The organism is Streptomyces sp. NPDC020379, assembly GCF_044387105.1.
Taxonomy (GTDB): Bacteria; Actinomycetota; Actinomycetes; order Streptomycetales; family Streptomycetaceae; genus Streptomyces.
The window spans coordinates 19,213-39,112 of record NZ_JBIRVR010000037.1 but is presented as its reverse complement, the minus strand read 5'-3'; the positions used below and the strand labels follow the sequence as shown (position 1 = coordinate 39,112).

General features: G+C 71.3%; 20 protein-coding genes. 11 read left to right on the top strand and 9 right to left on the bottom strand.

Going from position 1 to position 19,900, the window contains the following annotated elements; all coding sequences use genetic code 11:
* The first annotated feature begins 272 nt into the window (after positions 1-272).
* Both hisC and ACH427_RS31195 read left to right on the top strand, forming a co-directional pair.
* Entirely contained in the window at positions 273-1,340 is a 1,068-nt protein-coding gene (hisC, locus tag ACH427_RS31200) for a histidinol-phosphate transaminase (protein WP_398874992.1), read from the top strand.
* Between the two features lie 180 nt (positions 1,341-1,520).
* On the top strand, positions 1,521-2,441 hold the full coding sequence (locus ACH427_RS31195; protein WP_398874990.1) for an alpha/beta fold hydrolase: 921 nt from the start codon (positions 1,521-1,523) through the stop codon (positions 2,439-2,441).
* Here ACH427_RS31195 and ACH427_RS31190 read toward each other — a convergent pair.
* Positions 2,417-2,902 (bottom strand): LuxR C-terminal-related transcriptional regulator, encoded by a 486-nt coding sequence (locus ACH427_RS31190; RefSeq protein ID WP_398874988.1) that lies wholly within the window; start codon positions 2,900-2,902, stop codon positions 2,417-2,419. The two genes, ACH427_RS31195 and ACH427_RS31190, sit on opposite strands and share 25 nt — an antisense overlap.
* Positions 2,903-4,406: 1,504 nt before the next feature.
* Here ACH427_RS31190 and ACH427_RS31185 point away from each other — a divergent pair.
* A complete protein-coding gene (locus tag ACH427_RS31185) occupies positions 4,407-7,691 on the top strand; it encodes a tetratricopeptide repeat protein (protein ID WP_398874998.1) in 3,285 nt (1,094 codons plus the stop codon).
* A 3-nt stretch (positions 7,692-7,694) separates the two neighbouring features.
* Here the strand turns inward: ACH427_RS31185 and ACH427_RS31180 are convergent, their stop codons facing one another.
* Together ACH427_RS31180 and mca are read right to left on the bottom strand one after the other, a co-directional pair.
* Positions 7,695-7,988, bottom strand: coding sequence for a hypothetical protein (locus tag ACH427_RS31180; RefSeq protein WP_398874986.1), 294 nt, complete (start codon positions 7,986-7,988; stop codon positions 7,695-7,697).
* Positions 7,989-7,992: 4 nt separating this feature from the next.
* The gene (gene mca / locus ACH427_RS31175; RefSeq protein WP_361523039.1) at positions 7,993-8,862 is read right to left on the bottom strand and encodes a mycothiol conjugate amidase Mca; all 870 of its coding nucleotides are present in this window, start codon (positions 8,860-8,862) and stop codon (positions 7,993-7,995) included.
* A 125-nt stretch (positions 8,863-8,987) separates the two neighbouring features.
* Between mca and ACH427_RS31170 the strand changes: the two genes are divergently transcribed.
* A complete protein-coding gene (locus ACH427_RS31170) occupies positions 8,988-9,389 on the top strand; it encodes a DUF4307 domain-containing protein (protein WP_398874984.1) in 402 nt (133 codons plus the stop codon).
* Positions 9,390-9,676: 287 nt separating this feature from the next.
* Positions 9,677-10,174 (top strand): transcription elongation factor GreA, encoded by a 498-nt coding sequence (gene greA / locus ACH427_RS31165; RefSeq protein WP_116213613.1) that lies wholly within the window; start codon positions 9,677-9,679, stop codon positions 10,172-10,174.
* Between the two features lie 223 nt (positions 10,175-10,397).
* On the opposite strand, the gene ACH427_RS31160 is transcribed toward greA, so the two are convergent.
* The 3 genes from ACH427_RS31160 to ilvA all read right to left on the bottom strand — a co-directional run bounded on the left by ACH427_RS31160 (position 10,398) and on the right by ilvA (position 13,539).
* On the bottom strand, positions 10,398-11,258 hold the full coding sequence (locus tag ACH427_RS31160) for an ABC transporter permease (RefSeq protein WP_398874981.1): 861 nt from the start codon (positions 11,256-11,258) through the stop codon (positions 10,398-10,400).
* On the bottom strand, positions 11,255-12,232 hold the full coding sequence (locus tag ACH427_RS31155) for an ATP-binding cassette domain-containing protein (protein WP_398874979.1): 978 nt from the start codon (positions 12,230-12,232) through the stop codon (positions 11,255-11,257). The genes ACH427_RS31160 and ACH427_RS31155 overlap by 4 nt, the downstream gene beginning before the upstream one ends.
* Before the next feature lie 86 nt (positions 12,233-12,318).
* Positions 12,319-13,539, bottom strand: coding sequence for a threonine ammonia-lyase (gene ilvA, locus ACH427_RS31150; RefSeq protein ID WP_398874996.1), 1,221 nt, complete (start codon positions 13,537-13,539; stop codon positions 12,319-12,321).
* A 298-nt stretch (positions 13,540-13,837) separates the two neighbouring features.
* Here ilvA and ACH427_RS31145 point away from each other — a divergent pair, with 298 nt between their 5' ends.
* The 3 genes from ACH427_RS31145 to ACH427_RS31135 all read left to right on the top strand — a co-directional run bounded on the left by ACH427_RS31145 (position 13,838) and on the right by ACH427_RS31135 (position 15,159).
* On the top strand, positions 13,838-14,329 hold the full coding sequence (locus tag ACH427_RS31145; RefSeq protein ID WP_398874977.1) for a MarR family winged helix-turn-helix transcriptional regulator: 492 nt from the start codon (positions 13,838-13,840) through the stop codon (positions 14,327-14,329).
* 123 nt (positions 14,330-14,452) lie between these two features.
* Positions 14,453-14,914, top strand: coding sequence for a sigma factor-like helix-turn-helix DNA-binding protein (locus ACH427_RS31140; RefSeq protein ID WP_398874975.1), 462 nt, complete (start codon positions 14,453-14,455; stop codon positions 14,912-14,914).
* Positions 14,911-15,159, top strand: a complete 249-nt coding sequence (locus ACH427_RS31135; protein ID WP_398874973.1) for a hypothetical protein — start codon at positions 14,911-14,913, stop codon at positions 15,157-15,159. The genes ACH427_RS31140 and ACH427_RS31135 overlap by 4 nt, the downstream gene beginning before the upstream one ends.
* A gap of 72 nt (positions 15,160-15,231) precedes the next feature.
* Here the strand turns inward: ACH427_RS31135 and ACH427_RS31130 are convergent, their stop codons facing one another.
* The gene (locus ACH427_RS31130) at positions 15,232-16,377 is read right to left on the bottom strand and encodes a cystathionine gamma-synthase (protein ID WP_398874971.1); all 1,146 of its coding nucleotides are present in this window, start codon (positions 16,375-16,377) and stop codon (positions 15,232-15,234) included.
* Between the two features lie 154 nt (positions 16,378-16,531).
* Between ACH427_RS31130 and ACH427_RS31125 the strand changes: the two genes are divergently transcribed.
* Positions 16,532-17,617 carry a hypothetical protein gene (locus ACH427_RS31125; protein WP_398874969.1) on the top strand — a complete coding sequence of 362 codons (1,086 nt, stop codon included), beginning with the start codon at positions 16,532-16,534 and terminating at the stop codon, positions 17,615-17,617.
* Positions 17,618-17,684: 67 nt separating this feature from the next.
* Positions 17,685-18,344, top strand: a complete 660-nt coding sequence (msrA, locus tag ACH427_RS31120; protein ID WP_398874967.1) for a peptide-methionine (S)-S-oxide reductase MsrA — start codon at positions 17,685-17,687, stop codon at positions 18,342-18,344.
* Positions 18,345-18,464: 120 nt separating this feature from the next.
* Here the strand turns inward: msrA and ACH427_RS31115 are convergent, their stop codons facing one another.
* Complete coding sequence (locus ACH427_RS31115) at positions 18,465-18,638, bottom strand: hypothetical protein (RefSeq protein ID WP_398874965.1); 174 nt, start codon at positions 18,636-18,638, stop codon at positions 18,465-18,467.
* A gap of 204 nt (positions 18,639-18,842) precedes the next feature.
* A complete protein-coding gene (locus ACH427_RS31110; RefSeq protein ID WP_398874963.1) occupies positions 18,843-19,025 on the bottom strand; it encodes an antitoxin in 183 nt (60 codons plus the stop codon).
* A 239-nt stretch (positions 19,026-19,264) separates the two neighbouring features.
* On the opposite strand from ACH427_RS31110, the gene ACH427_RS31105 reads away from it, so the two are divergent.
* Positions 19,265-19,900, top strand: a complete 636-nt coding sequence (locus tag ACH427_RS31105; RefSeq protein WP_398874960.1) for an ATP-dependent Clp protease proteolytic subunit — start codon at positions 19,265-19,267, stop codon at positions 19,898-19,900.

Below are 19,900 nucleotides of genomic sequence, written 5' to 3'. Positions count from 1 at the left end.
GCCTGGTCACCGCGGCAGCGGCCCTCGGCTTCCTGCTGCCACTCGCAGCCGCCGCCCCCCCCCCCCCGGCCCCCCCCCCCCCCCCCCCCCCCCCCCCCCGGGGGGGGGGGGGGCCCCCCCCCCCCCCCCCCGCGCCTCGCCGCGGCACACGGCTCCCGGAGTCCTGGATTCCGGAACTCCCGGGCTCCCCGGCCTCCCCGGCCTCCCCGGCCTCCCCGATGAACGACGTATCCGCACGACCGTCCGCTTCCCCAGTTCAGGAAGTTCTCCCCATGCCCTCTGCATCTGTCCCCCGGCTGCGCGCCGACGTCTCCGGGCTGCCTCGCTATGTCCCGGGCCGGGCCGCGCCCAGCGACCAGGTGGACAAGTTGTCGTCGAACGAGAACCCCTACCCCCCGCTGCCGTCGGTCGTCGCCTCGATGCGCGAGGAACTGGAGCGCGTCAACCGCTACCCCGACGCGAAGAGCAGCGAACTGGTCGCGGAGCTGTCCGCGGCCCTCACGGTGCCCGCGGAGCACCTCGTGCCCGGCACCGGATCGCTCGGCCTCATCAAGGACTTGCTGTGCGCCGCGGCCGGCGAAGGCGACGAAGTGCTCTTCGCCTGGCGCTCGTTCGAGGCGTACCCGATGCTCGTCTGGGCCACCGGGGCCACCCCGGTGCAGATTCCGCTGCGTGACGAGCGGCACGACCTGGAGGCCATGGCCGACGCGGTGACCGACCGCACCCGCATGGTCATCGTGTGCAACCCCAACAATCCGACCGGCACGGCCGTACACCGCGGTGAGCTGGAGCGCTTCCTCGACCGGGTGCCGGACGACGTGCTGGTGGTGCTCGACGAGGCTTACCGCGAGTTCGTCGACGACACCGACGTACCCGACGGCATCGAGCTCTACCGCGACCGCCCCAACGTCGCCGTTCTGCGCACCTTCTCCAAGGCGTACGGGCTGGCACGCGTGCGCGTCGGCTACGCGATCGCGCACCCGCCGGTCGCGGCCGCGCTGCGCGCCTGCACCGTGCCGTTCGGCGTCAGCGGTCTCGCCCAGGCCGCCGCGCGCGCCTCGCTGAAGGCGGAACCCGAACTGCTGGACCGGGTGCGGACCCTGGTGGCCGAGCGGGCCCGGGTCACCGACGCGCTGCGGGCCGCGGGCTGGAGCGTTCCCGACAGCCAGGCCAACTTCATCTGGGTGCGCCTGGGTTCGCACACGACGGCGTTCACCGACGCGTGCGCGGCGGCGTCAGTCATGGTGCGCCCCTTCGGCGACGAGGGGGTGCGGATCACCATCGGCACTCCCGAGCAGAACGACCGCCTGCTGAAGATCGCGGGCGACTGGCGGATGTGAGGCACCGGCCGCAGATCCGGCGCGGCGGCCCTCGCCCGGAAAAGCACCGGAAGAACATCAGCAGAACATCGGCAGAACATCGATAACGCCCATGTCGCGCGCCTGTTCGGGCTACCATGAAGAGGAATCATGACACCGCGCGCCGCCCACCCGCCCCGTGTGCCCGTTCGAAGGACGTCGATGACCGAACACGACCGACCGGTCCCGGCCTTCGCCCGCGCCCAGGACGGCACGGCCTTGGCGTACCAGCACCGCGGCGAGGGGCCGCCGCTGGTGCTGCTCGCCGGGCAGGCGAACGACCACCACTGGTGGGACGGCGTGCGCGAGGACTTCCACACCGTGCGCTCCACCGTCACCCTGGACCCGCGCGGGACGGGCGACAGCGACAAGCCCGAAGGGCCGTACTCGGTCGAGCAGTTCGCGGACGACGTCGTCGCCGTCCTGGACGCGCTCGGTATCGCGCGCGCCGATGTGTACGGCACCTCGATGGGCGGACGGGTCGCGCAGTGGGTCGCGATCCGCCACCCGCAGCGGGTCCGCCGGCTGGTCCTGGGCTGCACCTCCCCTGGCGGTCCGCACGCCGTGGAACGCGACGCGGCTGTGCGACGGTCCCTCGCACAGCCGGATCCGGAGGCCGTACGCCGCGTGCTGGCCGATCTGATGTACTCCCCCGGCTGGCGAGCCGCGCACCCCGGCCCCTACCGCACTCTCGGCGACCCGCGGATGCCCGCCCACGCGCGCCGCGGCCACCTCATCGCCAGTAACGGGCACGACGCGTGGAGCGAACTGCCGGGCATCACGGCCCCCACCCTGATCCTCCACGGCGACCAGGACCGGCTCACCCCGCCGGACAACCTCCAACTGCTCGCCTCCCGTATCCCCGGCGCCCGCACACACCTCTTCCCGGGCGCCCGGCACGCCTACTTCGAGGAGTGCCGGGACGAGGCGGGCGAGCTGGTGCGGGAGTTCCTCGTCGAGGAGGAAAGCTCGCGGGCAATACGGCGCGACCACGGGGTCGCGAGCGCACCGACCGACAGCGGAGATCCTCTCGGAGAAGAAGTGCGGTGGCGAGCCGCTCAGGAAGCGAGGCCGACGTATTGAGCGTAGAGCGCGGCCTGAGTGCGGTGGGCGGCGCCGATCTTCAAATAGATGCTGCTGAGATGGTTCTTCACGGTCTTCTCCGAGATGTCCAGCCTTCGAGCGATGACCCGATTGCTCAACCCCCGGGACAGCAGGCGGAGTACGCTCCGCTCGCGTGTGGTGAGGGCGGGGCCCGCCGACTGCGAGCCCTCCTCGGGACCGGGGTCGCAGACCGGAGCGCACGCAGTGGTGAGCGGACCCGCTTTCCCGGGGTCGGCCAGGCCGGCGTGCTGGGCGTAGAGCGCGGCCTGAGTGCGATCGGTAGCGCCGATCTTCAAGTAGATGCTGCTGAGGTGGTTCTTCACGGTCTTCTCCGAGATGTCCAGCCTTCGAGCGATGAGCCGGTTGCTCAACCCCCCGGCCAGCAGGCCGAGCACGTCCAACTCCCGGCCGGTGAGTTTTATGGCCAGCGCTTCTTCCATGCTGTCCTGTCTCCTCTTTCCCTCTCTCAAAGAGCCTGAGAAAAACATCCAAGGGCTTTCATTCACACGGCATCCCGGAGCTGAGCGGTGAGCGCCGACGGGTCACCCGACGGGCGGCGGTCACGACAGGCGGGACCGACGTCTCGTCCGGTCCCGCCGTGCGGACCGGCAGGACGTCAGAAGGGGTGGGGAGAGACGGAGGCTGCCGTGAACCGGGCAAGGGGGCGGAGGCCCTGGAGGGTGGCGGCCACGACGATCTTCCGCCAGTCACAGGGGACATCGGCCAGGGCGACGGCCTCTCTTCCGGCCTCCCCCGGTCAAGCCGCAACCCGGCATCGACCAAGCCATAACCCTGCCGGTGGATCGACTTTCACTGCTGGATCAATGACCCCCGAATGGGGAGTATCGCCGAATAAAGGCATCCAGCGAATCCATGGAAAATATACATAGGCAGGACGTCAATGCAATCTTCCCCCCGTGCTAACGCACCAAATTATCCGCAGGTGAAAATGGCAACACCGTGAAGAATCGGTGCGCGACCGCAGAACAGCGCTTCAGGACCAGGCGAAGGAGCCCTCCTTGACGCGCTCGAGACGCATACTGAAACCACCCGAGTCCGCTTCAGGCTACACGCTGGTGCAATCGGTTGACCAGCACTCTTTGCCAAAACTCGACGTTCACTCAATACAGCTGACGCTCCGTCATGGATCGCGGGCCGGACGGAATGGCTGATTCCGTAGCATGATCGGCCGAGAACCTCATGCGTGGTTGACCGGGCTCCGGTGTCGGGCAGCCGTTGATTTTTGCGGGAATCCGGTGATCCAGTTGCTATCGCGACCGGGCCTCGGGGCGGGTGGCGAATGGGCGCCGGGGCGCAGGCGGCCTTGACGGCGCCGCGGAACGCTCATCGGAGAGGGCGGCATCCGGAAAGCGGTTCGTCGCGATGAGGCATCCGAAGCCTCAGTGATCACGCGGCACGCTTGATCACACGGCACACCCAAAAGTCCACCGGCACGCGGCACTTCAGGGCATCTCGCCACGCGGGGAAGCACCGGCGCCACCGCCCAGGCCCGCGAGCGGCCTGATCGATAACGTGTTGATCGCGCGACTCAGCCTCGCACGGTTCCCGCCCGGCCGACATAGGTCCTAGGTCCCGGCGCCCCGGCGTACGCGGCGCTGCCACAAGGCCATTTGACCCATTTACGGCTCGCGTGACGGCGCGAGGAAGCCGGCCCGTCCCCGGTCGCCCACGACCACCGGCCGACCGGGGCGTCGGCGCGCTGCGGGCTCCGCGCTGCGGGCTGCGGGCTGCGGGCTGCGGGCTGCGGGCTGGAGGAGGTGCGGGGACGTGTCATGCGCCAGACAGTTCGGCATGGTCCCCGGCCCTGCCCCGAGTGGGCCCGATGACGAGTTATCCACAGGGCTGCCGGAAATCTCGCGGAGACGGAAGACTTGAGTCACGGAGCACTTGAGCACAGAGCGATCGCTGGTGGAGGGGGAAACCATGGCGGGAGTGCGGGCCGTGCTGAAAGAGAGTCACCGTACGGAAGTCGAGGCCCTGCTGGGGCGGATGGTGGAGGAGGAGGTCCGTCATTCCGGCGGGGCCACCGATGGCGCGGCACTGCTGCGCCGCGCGCACATGGAGCTCGACGCCATAGCGGCCAAGGCCACCGAGGAGTACGAGGCGTATGTGCGCGCGCTCGACGAGGAGGCCGCGGCCCGGCGGCCGTTGACGGCTGGTCTCACGCGTTCGGCGCTGGCCACCCCCGCGCTGGTCACGGCGGTGGCCGCGGTCGCGGCGGCGGTCGCCGACCTCGGCTACGGCACATCGCCGGGCACGGCGCTGGGCGCGGGCGTCACGGTGGCGGTGGCGGGCTCGGCGACCACGGTCCTCAAGCTGACCGCCGGGCACTGGCCGGCCGCGCACCAGCGGGCCGGTCTGCGGGGGCAGCCGGGCGGGGCGCAGCAGTTGAGGCTGGCGTGGCTGACGGCGGTCGAGGTGCGCGGGGTGCGGCCATTTCTGGACCAGCAGCGGATGCTCTCGGCGGCGACGCGCGCGGGCGGTGGCGGGAGGGCGACGGAGCGGCCCGGCGCGGGCGGCAAGGGCCGGGGTCCGGTGCTGCGCGGCGCGAACCGCAGCGCGGACGCCCGGCGGCGCAGTGTGCTGGAGCACTCCTTCGACCACATCCCGGAAGCGGTGGGCCCGTTCGCGGGCCGGCGTGACCACCTCGCGCGGATCGCCCAGTGGGTGCACCAGGCGCGGGCGAGCACGGAGACCAAGCCGACGGTGGTGGTGCTGCACGGGCCGCCGGGCGCGGGGCGCTCCACGCTCGCGGTCCGCGCCGCGCACCATCTGCGCGATCAGTTCCGCGGGGCGTGCGTGGTGGATCTGCGCGGCGAGTCCGAGGAGCCGCCGCTGCCGACGCGGGACGCGCTGCTGCACCTGCTCAACCGGCTCGGCGCGCCCCGGGACCAGCTGCTCTTCCGCGAGCGGTCCTCCCACGAGCAGCAGCTCAAGCGACTCTCGGAGCTCTATCACCAGCACCTGACGGGGCTGCCGGTGACGGTGGTGCTGGACGACGCCTCCGACGCGGAGCAGGTCCGCACCCTGGTCCCACAGCGGTCCGAGAGCCTGGTCCTGGTCACGGCACGGACCCCGCTGGCCCTGCCGCCCGGCCTGGACGCGTGGGTGCACGAGCTGCCGGTCGGCCCGCTGGACGAGGCGGGCGCGGAGGAGCTCCTGCTGGCGGTGTCCGAGGAGCCGCAGGCCGGTCCGTACGACGAGAAGGGCCTGGCACAGGTGCGCGAGCTGTGCGGCGGGCTGCCGCTGGCGCTGCGGGCGGCCGGTTCCGCGCTGGGCGGGCGCACCCCGCATCTGCTGGCCGCGGAGCTCGCGGCGTCCGGGCAGGACGACCCGGTGGAGCGCGTGCTGTGGCTGCGCTACATCGACCAGAGCGACAGCGCCCGGGAGTTGCTGCGCCGGATGGCGCTGGCGGGCCGGGCTTCGCTGGGCGCGGCCGCGGCGGCGGCGCTGCTGGCGCAGGACGAGCGGGAGGCGGGGCGCGAGCTGGCGGCCCTGGCCCGCGCGGGCCTGATCGAGCAGGTCCGCGCCGGCCGGTATCGGATGCATGACCTGGTGCGGTCCTTCGCCCACACGCGGCTGCACGAGGAGGAGGGGCCGGCCGAGCTGAGCGCGGCGCAGGAGCGGCTGATCCGCAGCTATGCCGAGCTGGCGGATTCCGTGATCCGGATGGTGGACGGCAAGACCTCCACGCGTGCCGACATGTTCGTCAAGGGCGCGGCCGGCGGGCACGGCTTCACCTCGCTGGACGCGGCGCTGCGCTGGCTGGACGACGAGTCGAGCTTCATCACGGCGGCCCTGCGGCACACCGAGGGCGTCGACCAGGCGGCGGTGCTGCATCTGCTGGGCGCGCTGTGCGACTACTGCCTGCTGCGCGGCGACCTCTATCGCCTGGGTGAGCTGAGCGAGCTGACCCAGGAGGCCGACCGGGGCCTGCTGGTCCGCTCGGTGCAGTGGCGCACGGGCATCGCGGCCCGGCAGCTGGGCGAGCTGGACACCTCGCGTACGACGCTCTCGTCCGTCGTGGATCTGTATTTCGACGCCCAGCACACGGCGGGCGCCGCGCGGGCCCTGCGCGATCTGGGCGTCACGCTCCAGCACCAGGGCCAGCTGCGGGAGGCGACGGAGAAGCTGCGGGAGGCGCTCGCCCTCCAGGGTGGCCGGGAGCTGAGCGGCGACCGGGCGTGGACGCTGCACGCGCTGGCCGCCGTGGAGCGCGACCGCGGCGGGATAGAGCGGGCGCTGGAGCTGCTGACCGAGTCGCTGGAGCTGCACCGGGAGAGCGAGAGCCTGCACGGGCAGGCGTGGGCGCACTTCCAGCTGGGCCAGGTGCGGCTGCGGATGGGCCAGGTCGAGCGGGCCGAGGCCGACTTCCGCGAGGCCCAGGAGCTCTACGGCCGCACGCAGGACGGCCGCGGTGAGGCGTGGGCACTGACCCAGCTGGCGCGGGCCCGGCTGGTGGCCGGCGACCCGGGCCCGGCGGTGGCGCAGCTGGACCGCGCGGCGACGCGGCACCGGGAGAACGAGGACGCCCGCGGCGAAGCCTGGTCGCTGTATTACCTGGGCCTGTCGCTGGAGGAGAGCGGTGACCGGGCGGCGGGCCTGCGCGCGCTGGAGCGGGCACGCACCATGTTCAACCGGATGAGGGACGCCTATGGCCTGGCCTGTGCCCGGCACCACGCGGCGCGGTTGACCCGTGACCAGCGGGCGGCCCAGACGGGCAATCTGCGCAACAGCGGCTTCGCCCGGCAGCTCTTCCAGGACGCGCGGGCGGACTTCCAGCGGCTGGGCGTGCCGCACGGGGAGGCGTGGTCGTGCGTGGAGCTGGCCGTGGTCGACGCGGGCAACGGCCGCGCCGGTGCCGCGCTGGAGCTGGTGGCGGAGGCGGAGCGGCTGTTCTCGGGCTACGGCGACCGGCGGGGCGCGGCCTGGGCCCGGTTCCTGCGGTGCACGCTGCTGCCGTTCGCCTCGCCGGGCGGCTCGGTGGTGGGCGCGGCGGTGGCGCAGGAGGAGTTGGAGGTGCTGCGGCGGGAGCTGCGCGCCGCGGACTGGGCGACGGACCCGGCGCTGGAGGACTGCGCGGAGGCGTTCGCCCTGCTGCTGGAGCGCGGTGTCGAGCCGGAAGCGGGATGGCAGGCATGGCGGCTCGGCATGGTGCCGGGCCGCCGTGCCCGGGAGGTCATGGCGGTGCTGTCCCGTGACAGCTGACCGTCAGCCCTCGGTGGCGTCGCCGCCCTTGCCGCCGCTCTTCCCGCCACCGCGGACCGCCGGGGCCGAGGCGGAGGCCGGGGCCGCCGCCATCGCGGTCGCGCCCTCCGGGATCTCCTCGAAGGCGACCTTCTTCATGTGCTTGTTCATGCTCTTCATCAGCATCCACACGGCGGCGCCGAGGAGAGCGAAGACGATGAAGCCGAGCACGCCGGGGGTGACCTTGTTCTTGTCAAGATCTTCAGCGGCGAACGGCACGAGGTGGGTGGCGGCGAGGGAGACAGTCGCGCTCATCATGGGGTCAATTGTTGCGGATGCCCGCGAAGAGGTCGTCCTCGGGGAGGGATGTTCCGACGAGAGACTTCGCCAGTTCGTATTCCTCGGTGGGCCAGACCTCCCGCTGGAGGTCCAGCGGCACCCGGAACCAGCCGCCGTCGGGGTCGATCTGCGTGGCGTGCGCGATCAGCGCCTTGTCGCGGATCTCGAAGAAGTCTCCGCAGGGCACATAGGTGGTCAGGGTCCGCTCGCGGCCCATCTTGTGCCACCGCTCCAGCCACTCCCCGTACGGGGACTCCAGGCCCCGCGCCAGCAGCGCCTCATGGAGTGCGAGGGTGCGCGGCCGGTTGAAGCCCTGGTTGTAGTAGAGCTTCAGCGGCTGCCAGGGCTCGCCGGCCTCGGGGTAGCGCTCGGGGTCGCCCGCCGCCTCGAAGGCCACCATCGAGATCTTGTGGGTCATGATGTGGTCGGGGTGCGGATAGCCGCCGTTCTCGTCGTACGTGGTGATCACGTGCGGGCGGAACTCACGGATCAGCTTCACGAGCGCGCCGGCCGCCTCGTCGACGTCCTGGAGCGCGAAGCAGCCCTCGGGCAGCGGGGGCAGCGGGTCGCCCTCGGGCAGCCCGGAGTCCACGAAGCCCAGCCACTCCTGCTTCACGCCGAGGATGTCGCGCGCCTCGTCCATCTCCTTGGCGCGCACCTCGTGGATGTGCTCCTCGATATAGGGGTCACCCTGGAGCTTGGGGTTGAGGATGGAGCCGCGCTCACCACCCGTGCAGGTCGCGACCAGCACGTCCACCCCCTCGGACACGTACTTGGCCATCGTGGCCGCGCCCTTGCTCGACTCGTCGTCGGGGTGGGCGTGCACGGCCATCAGTCGCAGCTGCTCAGTCAAGGCTTGATCCTCAGTCACTGGTCATGGCCCGTCTTATCGGTGTTTCGGGGCGCCTCCTATAGTGACCGAAGAGGGAGACGTTTCATTCCGGTCGACGGAGCCGGTCCCCGGGCAGGAGGAAGACCATGGCTGCGGCGCGCGAGGGCCTCCCCGATGGCCGTTACGGCCGGTCGGCCGACCGGCGTGCGGACCGCCAGCTCAAGATCGTCGGCACGGTGCTCGGCGTGGCGCTGGCCGGGCTGCTCATCTGGTTCGGTGTGCATTACGTCACCAAGACGGACGTCTCCGCGCAGCTGATCCGCTCCAAGCCGATGTCGGACACCACCGTGCAGGCGGTGCTGGAGGTCCGTAAGGGCAAGAACGACGTGGGCGTGTGCACCCTGCGTTCGCTGGGCAGCGACGGCTCCGAGGTCGGCCGGATGGATGTCCGGATGGACCGCAAGGAGGAGCACTTCACCGAGCGGGTCACGATGCGGACCACCCAGCACGCGGCCGCGACCGAGCTCGAGGGCTGCACGGCCAAGTAGCGCCGCGGCCGACCGCCCCGGAGCCGGTCGCCTCGCGGGGCCAAGATCGCCTCGCGCCGCGGGGCCGGGACACGACCGCTGGCCGCCGGTGGCCGGACGTCACGGCTCTGACCTGCGTTGACGCGTTTCTTGCGCGGTTTCTCCCCGCAGCTTCTTCCCCCTTTCCCGACCTAATTGTTAGGCTCGTGGTTTCGCCCACCTTTGAAGGTGCACCCTTCTGAGTAGGGCGTTCATTTGTATCCCCGATGTATCCCCAAGTTTTTCCCCAGTACCGACGAGGAGCACCTGTGACCCAGACCAGCGACAACGTCACCTGGCTGACTCAGGAGGCGTACGACCAGCTCAAGGCCGAGCTGGAGTACCTGTCTGGTCCCGCTCGCACCGAGATCGCGATGAAGATCGCGGCGGCCCGCGAGGAGGGTGACCTGCGAGAGAACGGCGGTTACCACGCGGCCAAGGAGGAGCAGGGCAAGCAGGAGCTCCGTGTCCGCCAGCTCACCCAGCTGCTGGAGAACGCCAAGGTCGGCGAGGCGCCCGCGGCGGACGGCATGGTCGCCCCCGGCATGGTCGTCACCATCGCCTTCGACGGCGACCCGGACGACACGCTGGACTTCCTGCTGGCCTCCCGGGAGTACGCGAGCTCGGACATCGAGACCTACTCCCCGCAGTCCCCGCTGGGCACCGGCGTGAACGGCAAGAAGATCGGCGCCGACGCGGAGTACGAACTGCCCAACGGCCGCAAGGCCAAGGTCCGCATCCTGGACGCCAAGCCGTACCAGGGCTGAGCCCGCCCGAAGAGCCCCGGATCCTCGGATCCGGGGCTCTTCGGCGTTTCATGGCCACGAGCACGTCTCACGGCCACGAGCCGCTCGGGCCATGGCCTCAGGCGGGCCGGGCCTCAGGCGGGCAGGACCCCGCCCATGGCCTCGGGCGGGCCATGACCTCCGGCGGCCCATGGCCTCGGGCGGGCCGTGAGCTCGGACGGGCAGCCCCCGGCCGGGCAGGACCTCAGCCCGTCGCCGAGCGGTACTTCCGCACCGACAGCGTCCGGAAGACCACGACGATCACCACCGACCAGATCAGCGAGGCCCACACCGGGTGCTGCATCGGCCACGCGGCCGGCACCGGATAGCCGTCCGGCAGATTGCCGAAGAGCCGCCTGGCCGCCTGTACGGTCGCGCTGAAGGGGTTCCACTCGGCGATGACGCGCAGCACCGTCGGCATGTTGTCGGACGGCACGAACGCGTTCGAGATGAAGGTCAGCGGGAAGAGCCAGATCAGCCCGCCCGAGGTGGCCGCCTCCGGGGTGCGCACGGACAGCCCGATCAGGGCGCCGATCCAGGAGAAGGCGTACCCGAGCAGGAGCAGCAGGGCGAAGCCCGCCACCGCCTCGGGGATGCCCGCGTGCGTCCGCCATCCCACGATCACCGCGACGATCGCCAGCACCACCAGCGTCAGCGCCGTCTGCACCAGATCGGCGAGCGTACGGCCGGTGAGGACGGCCCCGCGCGCCATGGGCAGGGAGCGGAAGCGGTCGATGAGGCCCTTGTGCATGTCGTCCGCGATGCCCGCGCCCGCACCCGCCGTGGCGAAGGTGACGGTCTGGGCGAAGATGCCCGCCATCAGGAACTGGCGGTAGGCCGAGGGGTCGGTGTTGCCGCCCACGGCGATCGAGCCGCCGAAGACGTAGCTGAACAGCACGACGAACATGATCGGCTGGATCAGCCCGAAGATGACCACTTCCGGGATCCGCGCCATGCGGATCAGATTGCGCCTGGCGACGACCAGGGAGTCGCGTACGGACTGGCCGACGCCCCCGAGTGCCCCGGGTGTCACGGTCCTGGCAGCGGCGCCGCTGAGGGTGCTCACGAGGCCGCCTCCTTCCTGTCCTGCTCCTCCTCGGACACGGCGGCGTGCCCGGTGAGCGAGATGAAGACGTCGTCCAGCGTCGGACGGCGCAGCGCGATGTCGTCGATCTCGATGCCCCGCCCGTCGAGCTCTCTGATGACCTCGGCGAGCAGCTTCGCGCCGCCGGAGACCGGGACGGTGACCTTGCGGGTGTGTGCCTCGATCTTGGCGGCGCCCTTGCCGAAGCCGCGCAGCACCTCGTCGGCGACGCCGATGTGCTCGGCCGCGTGCACGACGACCTCGACGCGCTCGCCGCCCGTGCGGGCCTTGAGCTCGTCGGAGGTGCCGCGCGCGATGACCCGGCCGTGGTCGACCACCGCGATGTCGTGCGCGAGGTGGTCGGCCTCCTCCAGATACTGCGTGGTGAGCAGCAGGGTCGTGCCGCCGGCGACGAGCTCCTGGATGACCTCCCACAGCTGCTGCCGGTTGCGCGGGTCGAGGCCGGTGGTCGGTTCGTCCATGAACATCACGGGCGGGCTGACCACCAGGGCCGCGGCGAGGTCGAGACGGCGGCGCATGCCACCGGAATACGTCTTGGCCATACGGTCGGCGGCATCGCCGAGATGGAAGCGCTCCAGCAATTCACCAGCACGCGCTTTCGCATCACGCGCGCTCATCTGATAGAGCTGGCCCACCATCCGCAGATTCTCACGGCCCGTCAGATATTCGTCGACGGCGGCGAATTGACCGGAAAGCCCGATGGCGCGGCGGACCTCATTGGGTTTCTTCAGTACGTCGATGCCCGCCACCACAGCCGTTCCCCGGTCCGGCTTGATGAGGGTGGTGAGCACGCGTACGGCGGTGGTCTTGCCGGCGCCGTTGGGGCCGAGCAGTCCTAGAACGGTTCCTTCCGGTACGTCGAGATCGACGCCGTCCAGAGCCCTGACATCGCCGAAAGTCTTGACCAGGCCTTCGGCAAAAATAGCGCCTGGCATGGAGGTTCTCCCCGTTTGGATGACGTATTACGCGATTTTACGTTCGCGGTAGTCATTCCGCCCTGTGAATGAACCTCCTCACCGGATCAATCCATGACCAGATATCCCGCGTCCCGCAAGGCGGCTGCCACCTCGGAACAGTGCTCCGGTCCCTTGGTCTCCAAATGCAACTCCACCTCCGCCTCGGTGAGCCCCAGCCGCGGGTCGGTCCGCACATGGCTCACGTCGAGGACGTTGGCGTCGACCTCCGAGAGCACCTCCAGGAGCGCGGCCAGCGCGCCGGGCCGGTCCGTCAGCCGCAGCCGCAGCGACAGATAGCGGCCCGCGGCCGCCATGCCGTGCCGCAGGATGCGCTGCATCAGCAGCGGGTCCACATTGCCGCCGGAGAGCACCGCGACCACCGGCCCCTCGAACGAGCCGGGGTCCGAAAGCAGCGCCGCCACCGGGCTCGCCCCGGCCGGCTCCACCACCAGCTTCGCCCGCTCCAGGCAGAGCAGCAGCGCGCTGGACAGCTCGTCCTCGGAGACCGTACGGACCTCGTCCACCAGCTCCTGGACGATCCGGAACGGCACCTCGCCGGGGCGGCCCACCTTGATGCCGTCCGCCATCGTCACCGGCGCCTCGACGGAGACCGGGTGGCCTTCGGCCAGCGAGGGCGGGTAGGCGGCGGCGCCCGCCGCCTGCACGCCCACGATCCGTACGTCGGGCCGCAGCGCCTTCACTGCCACCGCGATGCCCGCGGCCAGCCCGCCGCCGCCGATGCCCACCACGATCGTGCGGACCTCGGGGCACTGCTCCAGGATCTCCAGGCCCACCGTGCCCTGGCCCGCGATGACGTCCGGGTGGTCGAAGGGGTGGATGAAAACCGCGCCGGTCGCCCGCGCGTAGTCCTGCGCCGCCCGCATCGTCTCGTCGACGATCTGCCCGTACAGCCGCACCTCCGCGCCGTACTCCCGGGTCGCCGCGACCTTCGGCAGGGGCGCGCCCTCCGGCATGAACACCGTGGAGCGCACGCCCAGGAGCGCGGCGGCCAGGGCCACGCCCTGCGCATGGTTGCCCGCGCTGGCGGCCACCACGCCTGCCGCGCGCTCCTGTTCGGAGAGCCCCGCGATACGCGCGTACGCGCCGCGCACCTTGAAGGAGCCGGTCCGCTGGAGGTTCTCGCACTTCAGGTGGACCGGCGCCCCGACCAGCCCGGACAGGAAACGACTGCCCTCCAGCACGGTCGTCCGGGCCACCCCGGAGAGCATCTTCTGGGCGTCGCGCACCTCGTCGAGCGTGACCATGGGCAAGGACGTGCCGGACATCGGCGGAAGCGCCCCCGGCAGGGCGGATACGTCGGACTTGGGGGACGCCGCGCGGCCGTCCTCGTCACCAACTCGTGCAGCCATGCCGCCCAGTCTCGCAGCTCGCACCTGTGACGACCGCCGCAGGAGGGATACAGCGCGACATACCGGCACGGCGTACGGCGAGGCGTACGGGACCACGCAAGCGCCGCATACCGAGCGGTTTGCCAAGGCCCCGTACGGGCGCCCTTCCGGCCGCGTACTCTGTCCCCCAATCCTCAGCGATTCCCTGCCCGCCGCACGAAGTGAGCCCCAGGCCATGCCCACCCCTTCGGACATGACGACCGACCTCGCCCCAGGCGTCCTCGACGCCCTCCAGCACCAGGTGGCCGTCTTCGCCCGCCGCGCCGAACAGACCCGGCTCGGCGGTGTAGGCCAGGTCCGCAACTCCATGGACCGCGCCGCCTATCTGCTGCTCAACCGCCTCGACCAGGAAGGCCCGATGGGCGTCAAGGCGCTCGCCGCGGGCATGGGCATCGACTCCTCGACCGTCACCCGCCAGGTGGCGCCGCTGGTCGACACCGGCCTCGTCAAGCGCACTTCGCACCCCGAGGACGGCCGCGCCGTCGTCCTCCAGCTGTCCCCGCGCGGCAAGGCACGCCTCGACGAGGTACGGGCCTCACGGCGCGAGCTGATGGCACTCATCACGCAGACCTGGACAGAGGACGAGCGGGACACCTTCTGCGACCTGCTCACCCGCTTCAACTCCGCCCTCTCGGACGCCCTCCTGCCGGTCGCGCCCACCTCTTGACGCTCTTGACGACCTCTTGACCGGACGCCGTCGACTGCCCTCTCCTGGTGCGTACGGAGCTGGTGCGCACGGACCCCGTGCGTGCGGATCCCGTACATGCGGACAGGAGCGCGCGGAGGCGCGGTGCGAGAGCGACAGGCGGCCCGGGAACGCCGTCGCGCCCGGGAGTTCGAGGCGTTCGTCGGGGGCGCGGGCGGCAGACTGCTGCGTACCGCCGTGCTGCTCACCGGGGAGAACGACTCCGGCGCGGGCCCGCACGAGGCCGCCGAGCGGCTGCTGACCGCCGCTCTGGCCGACACATACGCCCGCTGGGACCGGCTGCGCGGCGCGGACCCCTACGAGCACGCCCGGCAGGAACTCGCGGCCCGCTTCGCGCGCTCCGCCCGGCGCTACCGCCGCACCCACGGCACCCTGGAACGGCTCGCTCCACGGGAACGGCTCGTGCTCGTGCTGCGCCTCCACGAGGGCATCGCCGAGGAACAGGTCGCGGCCTGTCTCGGCCTGCCCACAGAGCGCGTACGCGTGCTGTGCACGCGCGCGGTGGCCGTCCTGCGCAGCCGCCGTACGCCGCCGGTTGTGCCGTGAGCCCGCACGACCGTAAAGAGGACGAGATACGCCGGATGCTGGAACGCCCGCATCCGGCCGTCCCGCCCGGCCTCGCCCTGCTGGCCGCCGAGCGGGGCCGCCGCCTACTGCGCAGACGGCGGGTGCTCCGGGCCGTGGCCTGGGGTGTGCTGCTGGTGGCGCTGGCGGCCTTCTGCGCGTGGGCGGCGGCGCGGCCGTGGGCCGCGCCGCCGGCGGACATGGCGCCGCCGCCGCGCGGCTGGTAGGCGCCTTCAAGCGCGGCACGGCCCGCGCGCCCGCCGGCCTTCGAGGCCACCGCCGCGGCCGGGGACCCGATGTCAGCCGAGCGCCTGCGCCAGGTCCGCCAGCAGGTCGTCCGCCGACTCGATGCCGACCGACAGGCGCACGAGGTCCGCCGGGACCTCCAGCGGGGAACCGGCCGTGGACGCGTGCGTCATCCGGCCCGGGTGCTCGATCAGCGACTCCACGCCGCCCAGGGACTCACCGAGGGTGAACAGCCGGGCGCGGTTGCAGACCTCGACCGCCGCCTCCTCGCCGCCCGCGACGCGGAAGGAGACCATGCCGCCGAAGGCGCGCATCTGCTTGGCCGCGACCTCGTGCAGCGCGTGCTCCGGCAGGCCCGGGTAGAAGACCTGGGTCACCTTCGGGTGGGACGCCAGCATCTCGGCCACGCGCTCCGCGTTGGCGCTGTGCCGGTCCATGCGGACGGCGAGCGTCTTGATGCCGCGCAGCGTCAGCCAGGAGTCGAACGGGCCGGCCACGGCACCCATCGCGTTCTGGTGGTACGCCAGTTCGTCGGCCAGGGTGGTGTCCGCCGTGACGAGCGCGCCGCCGACGACGTCGGAGTGGCCGCCCACGTACTTCGTGGTGGAGTGGACGACGACGTCCGCGCCCAGCGACAGCGGCTGCTGGAGGTAGGGGCTGGCGAAGGTGTTGTCGACGACCAGCTTCGCACCGGCCTCGTGGGCGACGCCCGCGACGGCGGCGATGTCCGTGATGCCGAGCAGCGGGTTGGACGGCGTCTCGACCCACACGGCCTTCGTGCGCGGCGTGATCGCGGCCCGCACCGCCGCCGGGTCCGAGGTGTTGGCCACCGACCACTCGACGCCCCAGCGGCTGACGACCTTCGCGAAGAGCCGGAACGTTCCGCCGTAGGCGTCGTCGGGGATGACGACGTGGTCGCCGGGCGACAGCAGCGTACGCAGCAGGCAGTCCTCGGCGGCCAGGCCGGACGCGAAGGCGAGACCGCGGCGGCCGCCCTCCAGCGCCGCCAGGTTCTCCTCCAGCGCGGTGCGGGTGGGGTTGGCGCTCCGGCTGTACTCGTAGCCGTTCCGCAGGCCACCGACGCCGTCCTGCTTGTAGGTGGAGACTTGGTAGATGGGCGGGACCACGGCCCCGGTCAGCGGATCCGCCTCCTGACCTGCGTGGATGGCGAGGGTTTCAAAAGAGTGCTGGTCGCTCATTGCACCGAGGGTAGTACCCCGTTCACCTGAACACTCCTGTCATTTGTAACCGGAGGATGAACGATCCGCGGGGCTGCGGCGTTGTCACTCATAGGGCCGCTGTCCGCGCCCTCGCCCCCTCTTCCGTTTCTGCCCCGTTCTGTCAGGAAAGCCCATGGAGTATCTGTTCATCCTGTTCGCCGTCGTCGTGATCTGCGGCGTCCTGGTCGCCCCCGCGCTCCGCCGCAGGCGCGCCGGGCAGGAGGTGCTCCAGGGGCACGAGACGGCCGTCGACCCCGCCGGGGCGTACGGCTTCGTCCCCGCCGAGCAGCTGGACGTACGGCTGCCCGGGCCCGACCCGCAGCTGCTGGCGGCCGTCGAGGAGGCGCGCCGCACGCAGGACTGGAAGCCCGCCGCCGAGCTGCTGGCCCGCACGGACGCCACCACCGACCCCGAGCTGCGCTGGCAGCGCGTGCAGACCCTGGCGGGCGCCGCCGCCCAGGAGCTGGCGGAGACGCCCGGCACCGGCGGGATGTGGCTGCGGCACTGGCGCGTCGTGGCCCCGAAGGACGCGGGCGGCGCGGCGGTGCAGGCGGAGTTCCTGGTCCAGCAGGCGATGCGCGACCCGTCCTCGCAGGACTACCGGATGATCCTGGAGGAGGCCCGCACGGTGTGCGGGGACGCCGCCCTGCTGGCCCCGGGCGACCCCGTGCCGTACATCGTGCGGCTGGGCGTCGCGCGGGGGCTCCGCGCGAGCGAAGCGGAATTCCAGTCCCTGTGGGAGACGGTCGTCAGCAGGGCGCCGCACCACATGGGCGCGCATCTGGCCGCCCTGCGCTACTGGAGCGCGAAGTGGCACGGCTCGCGGGAGCAGGCCGACGCCTCCGCCCGGCGCGCCGCCGCGTCGGCCCCGGCGGGCAGCCTGCTGCCGGCCCTCCCGCTCTTCGCCGTCCACGACCACCTGCCCGACATGCTCTCCCGCGAGGCGTTCCAGGGGGTCGTGGTCTCCGAGGCGGTCGAAGGCGCCCTGTTCGCGGTCGCGGGCGCCCCCGCCGACCACCCCGTGCTGCCGCACGTGCGCCACCTGCTGGCGTGGTTCCTGGTCCGCACGGAGCGCTACGGAGAGGCGATGGAGCAGCTGCGCGCGGTCGACGGGCACATCGGGGCGGTGCCGTGGTCGTACGAGGCGGACCCGGTCGCGGCGTACGCGACGTACCGGGCGCTCGCGGTCGCGGGCTGGGAGCGCTCCGGCCGGAGCTGACCGCCGGGAATCGGCCTCCGCTCTCGTACGTTGTAGGGAGGACGCCACCTCCCTTGGAGCCGCCGCCATGCTGTTCTCGCGCCACGAAACCCGCCTGCCGACCCAGGACGAGGCCCTCAAGGGCCGCCCGGAACCGGAATTCACGCTCCCCGAGCGCCACACGGTCCTGGGCAATCCCCTCGCCGGCCCCTACCCCGAGGGCCTGGTCGTGGCCGACTTCGCCCTGGGCTGCTTCTGGGGCGCCGAGCGCAAGTTCTGGCAGACGCCGGGCGTGTGGACGACGCTGGCCGGCTATCAGGGCGGCCACACCCCCAACCCGGCCTACGAGGAGGTCTGCAGCGGCCTCACCGGCCACACGGAGGCCGTGCGCGTCGTCTTCGACCCGTCCGCCGTCTCCTACGAGTCCCTCCTGAAGCTCTTCTGGGAATCCCACGACCCCACCCAGGGCTTCCGCCAGGGCAACGACAGGGGCACGCAGTACCGCTCGGCGATCTACACCCACTCCCCCGCCCAGCAGTCGGCGGCGGAATCGTCCCGCGACGCGTACCAGTCCGTCCTCCAGCGCTCGGGCTACGGCACGATCACGACGGAGATCCTGCCGGCGGGGCCGTTCTACGCGGCGGAGCCTTATCACCAGCAATATCTCGACAAGAACCCCGCGGGTTATTGCGGGATCGGGGGCACCGGGGTCTCCTGCCCGATCGGGGTCGCGAAGGCGGACGGCTGAGACTGCGCCGGGGCCTCGACTGCCGGTAGCCGAACCCGCTTTCAGCGGGGAAAAGAGCGACGCGGCCTCGCGCCGGAGTGCCACCCGTATCGCGGGGTGGCACTCCAGCTGCCGGGGGACTCAGGCGTCGTAGTCCTGGTCGAAGCGGTCCTGCGCTTCCCGGTCCGCGCGCCGGGCCTCGTCCTGGGCTTGCTCGGTGCGCTTCGAAGCCTGGTCCTGTGTGCCGCGCTTCTCTTGCTGGGCCTGCTTCCCGAGTTCCTGGGCCTTGTCGTCGAATGGGTCCTTGATGCCCATGGCATTCCTCCTGGGAGTGGTTGTCACGGCCATTTCCAGGAACTCACGGCCGTCCTGTCACGCCCTCTCCGATTCCGCCATGCGGGTGACGTACGGAGCCGGTCGACGGGCAGGGCGATGCCCGCTTCGCTCAGCGCCATCGCCACGCTCGCGCCGGCCTCCGGCACGTGAGGGCCGCGCGCCCGCGGAATCGAGCGCGCGCCCCTACCGGAGAGGCCCGTCGTCGCGCCCCAGCTGGTCCTTGAGCTTGTCCTGGGCCGTGTCGACCTGACCGCTGTACTTGCCCTGGCTCTTCTCGTCGACGAAATCACCGGCCTTGTCGATGCCTTTCCCGGCCTGGTCCTCGTGGCCCTTCAGCATCTGCTTGAGCTTGTCCATCACGCTCATGGCGGTCTCCCTGCCTGCGATCGGGTGAGCCTCGTTCCTCCCCAGGAAAGCCGTCCGGCACGGGCCGCACCCGCTCAGATACTCCGAACAGGTGAACCGGCTGTACCGGTGTCCGCGCGCCCCATCACTCTGCCCACGGCAGATCTGCCCCTGGCAGAGAAGGCTGTTGTGGGGGTGGGGGCGAGGTGAGAGTGGAGGAGCGCGGCAACGGGAGTCGCGTTCTTCGCCAGGAGGTAAGCATGTCCATGCTCATCACCGCTCCGCGGGGTGCCGAGGGGGACACCCCTTCGTCACGGTTCGACGATCATCTCTCCGCCCAGCTCCTCTCGCAGCGCATCGTCTTCCTCGGCACCCAGGTGGACGAGGTCTCCGCGAACCGCGTCTGCGCGCAATTGCTCCTGCTCTCCGCCGAGGACCCGCGGACCGACATCAGTCTTTGCATCAACAGCCCCGGCGGGTCCGTCTCGGCCGGGCTCGCGATCTACGACACGATGCGGCTGATCCCCAATGACGTCTCCACACTCGCCATGGGATTCGCCGCGAGTATGGGTCAATTCCTGCTCACCGTAGGGACGTCGGGAAAGCGCTTCGCCCTGCCGAACGCGCGCATCATGATGCACCAGCCGTCCGCGGGCATCGGCGGGACCACCGCCGACATCGCGATCCAGGCGGAGAACCTGGAGTTCACGAAGCGGGCCATCGAGCGGATCACCGCGGAGCACACCGGGCAGAGCGAGGAGACCATCTCCCGCGACGGCGACCGGGACCGCTGGTTCACGGCCGAACAGGCCAAGGAATACGGCATGGTGGACCGCGTCGTCGAATCGCTCGACGACGTCCGCCCTGCCGCCTCGCGTCGACGGATGGGGATCTGA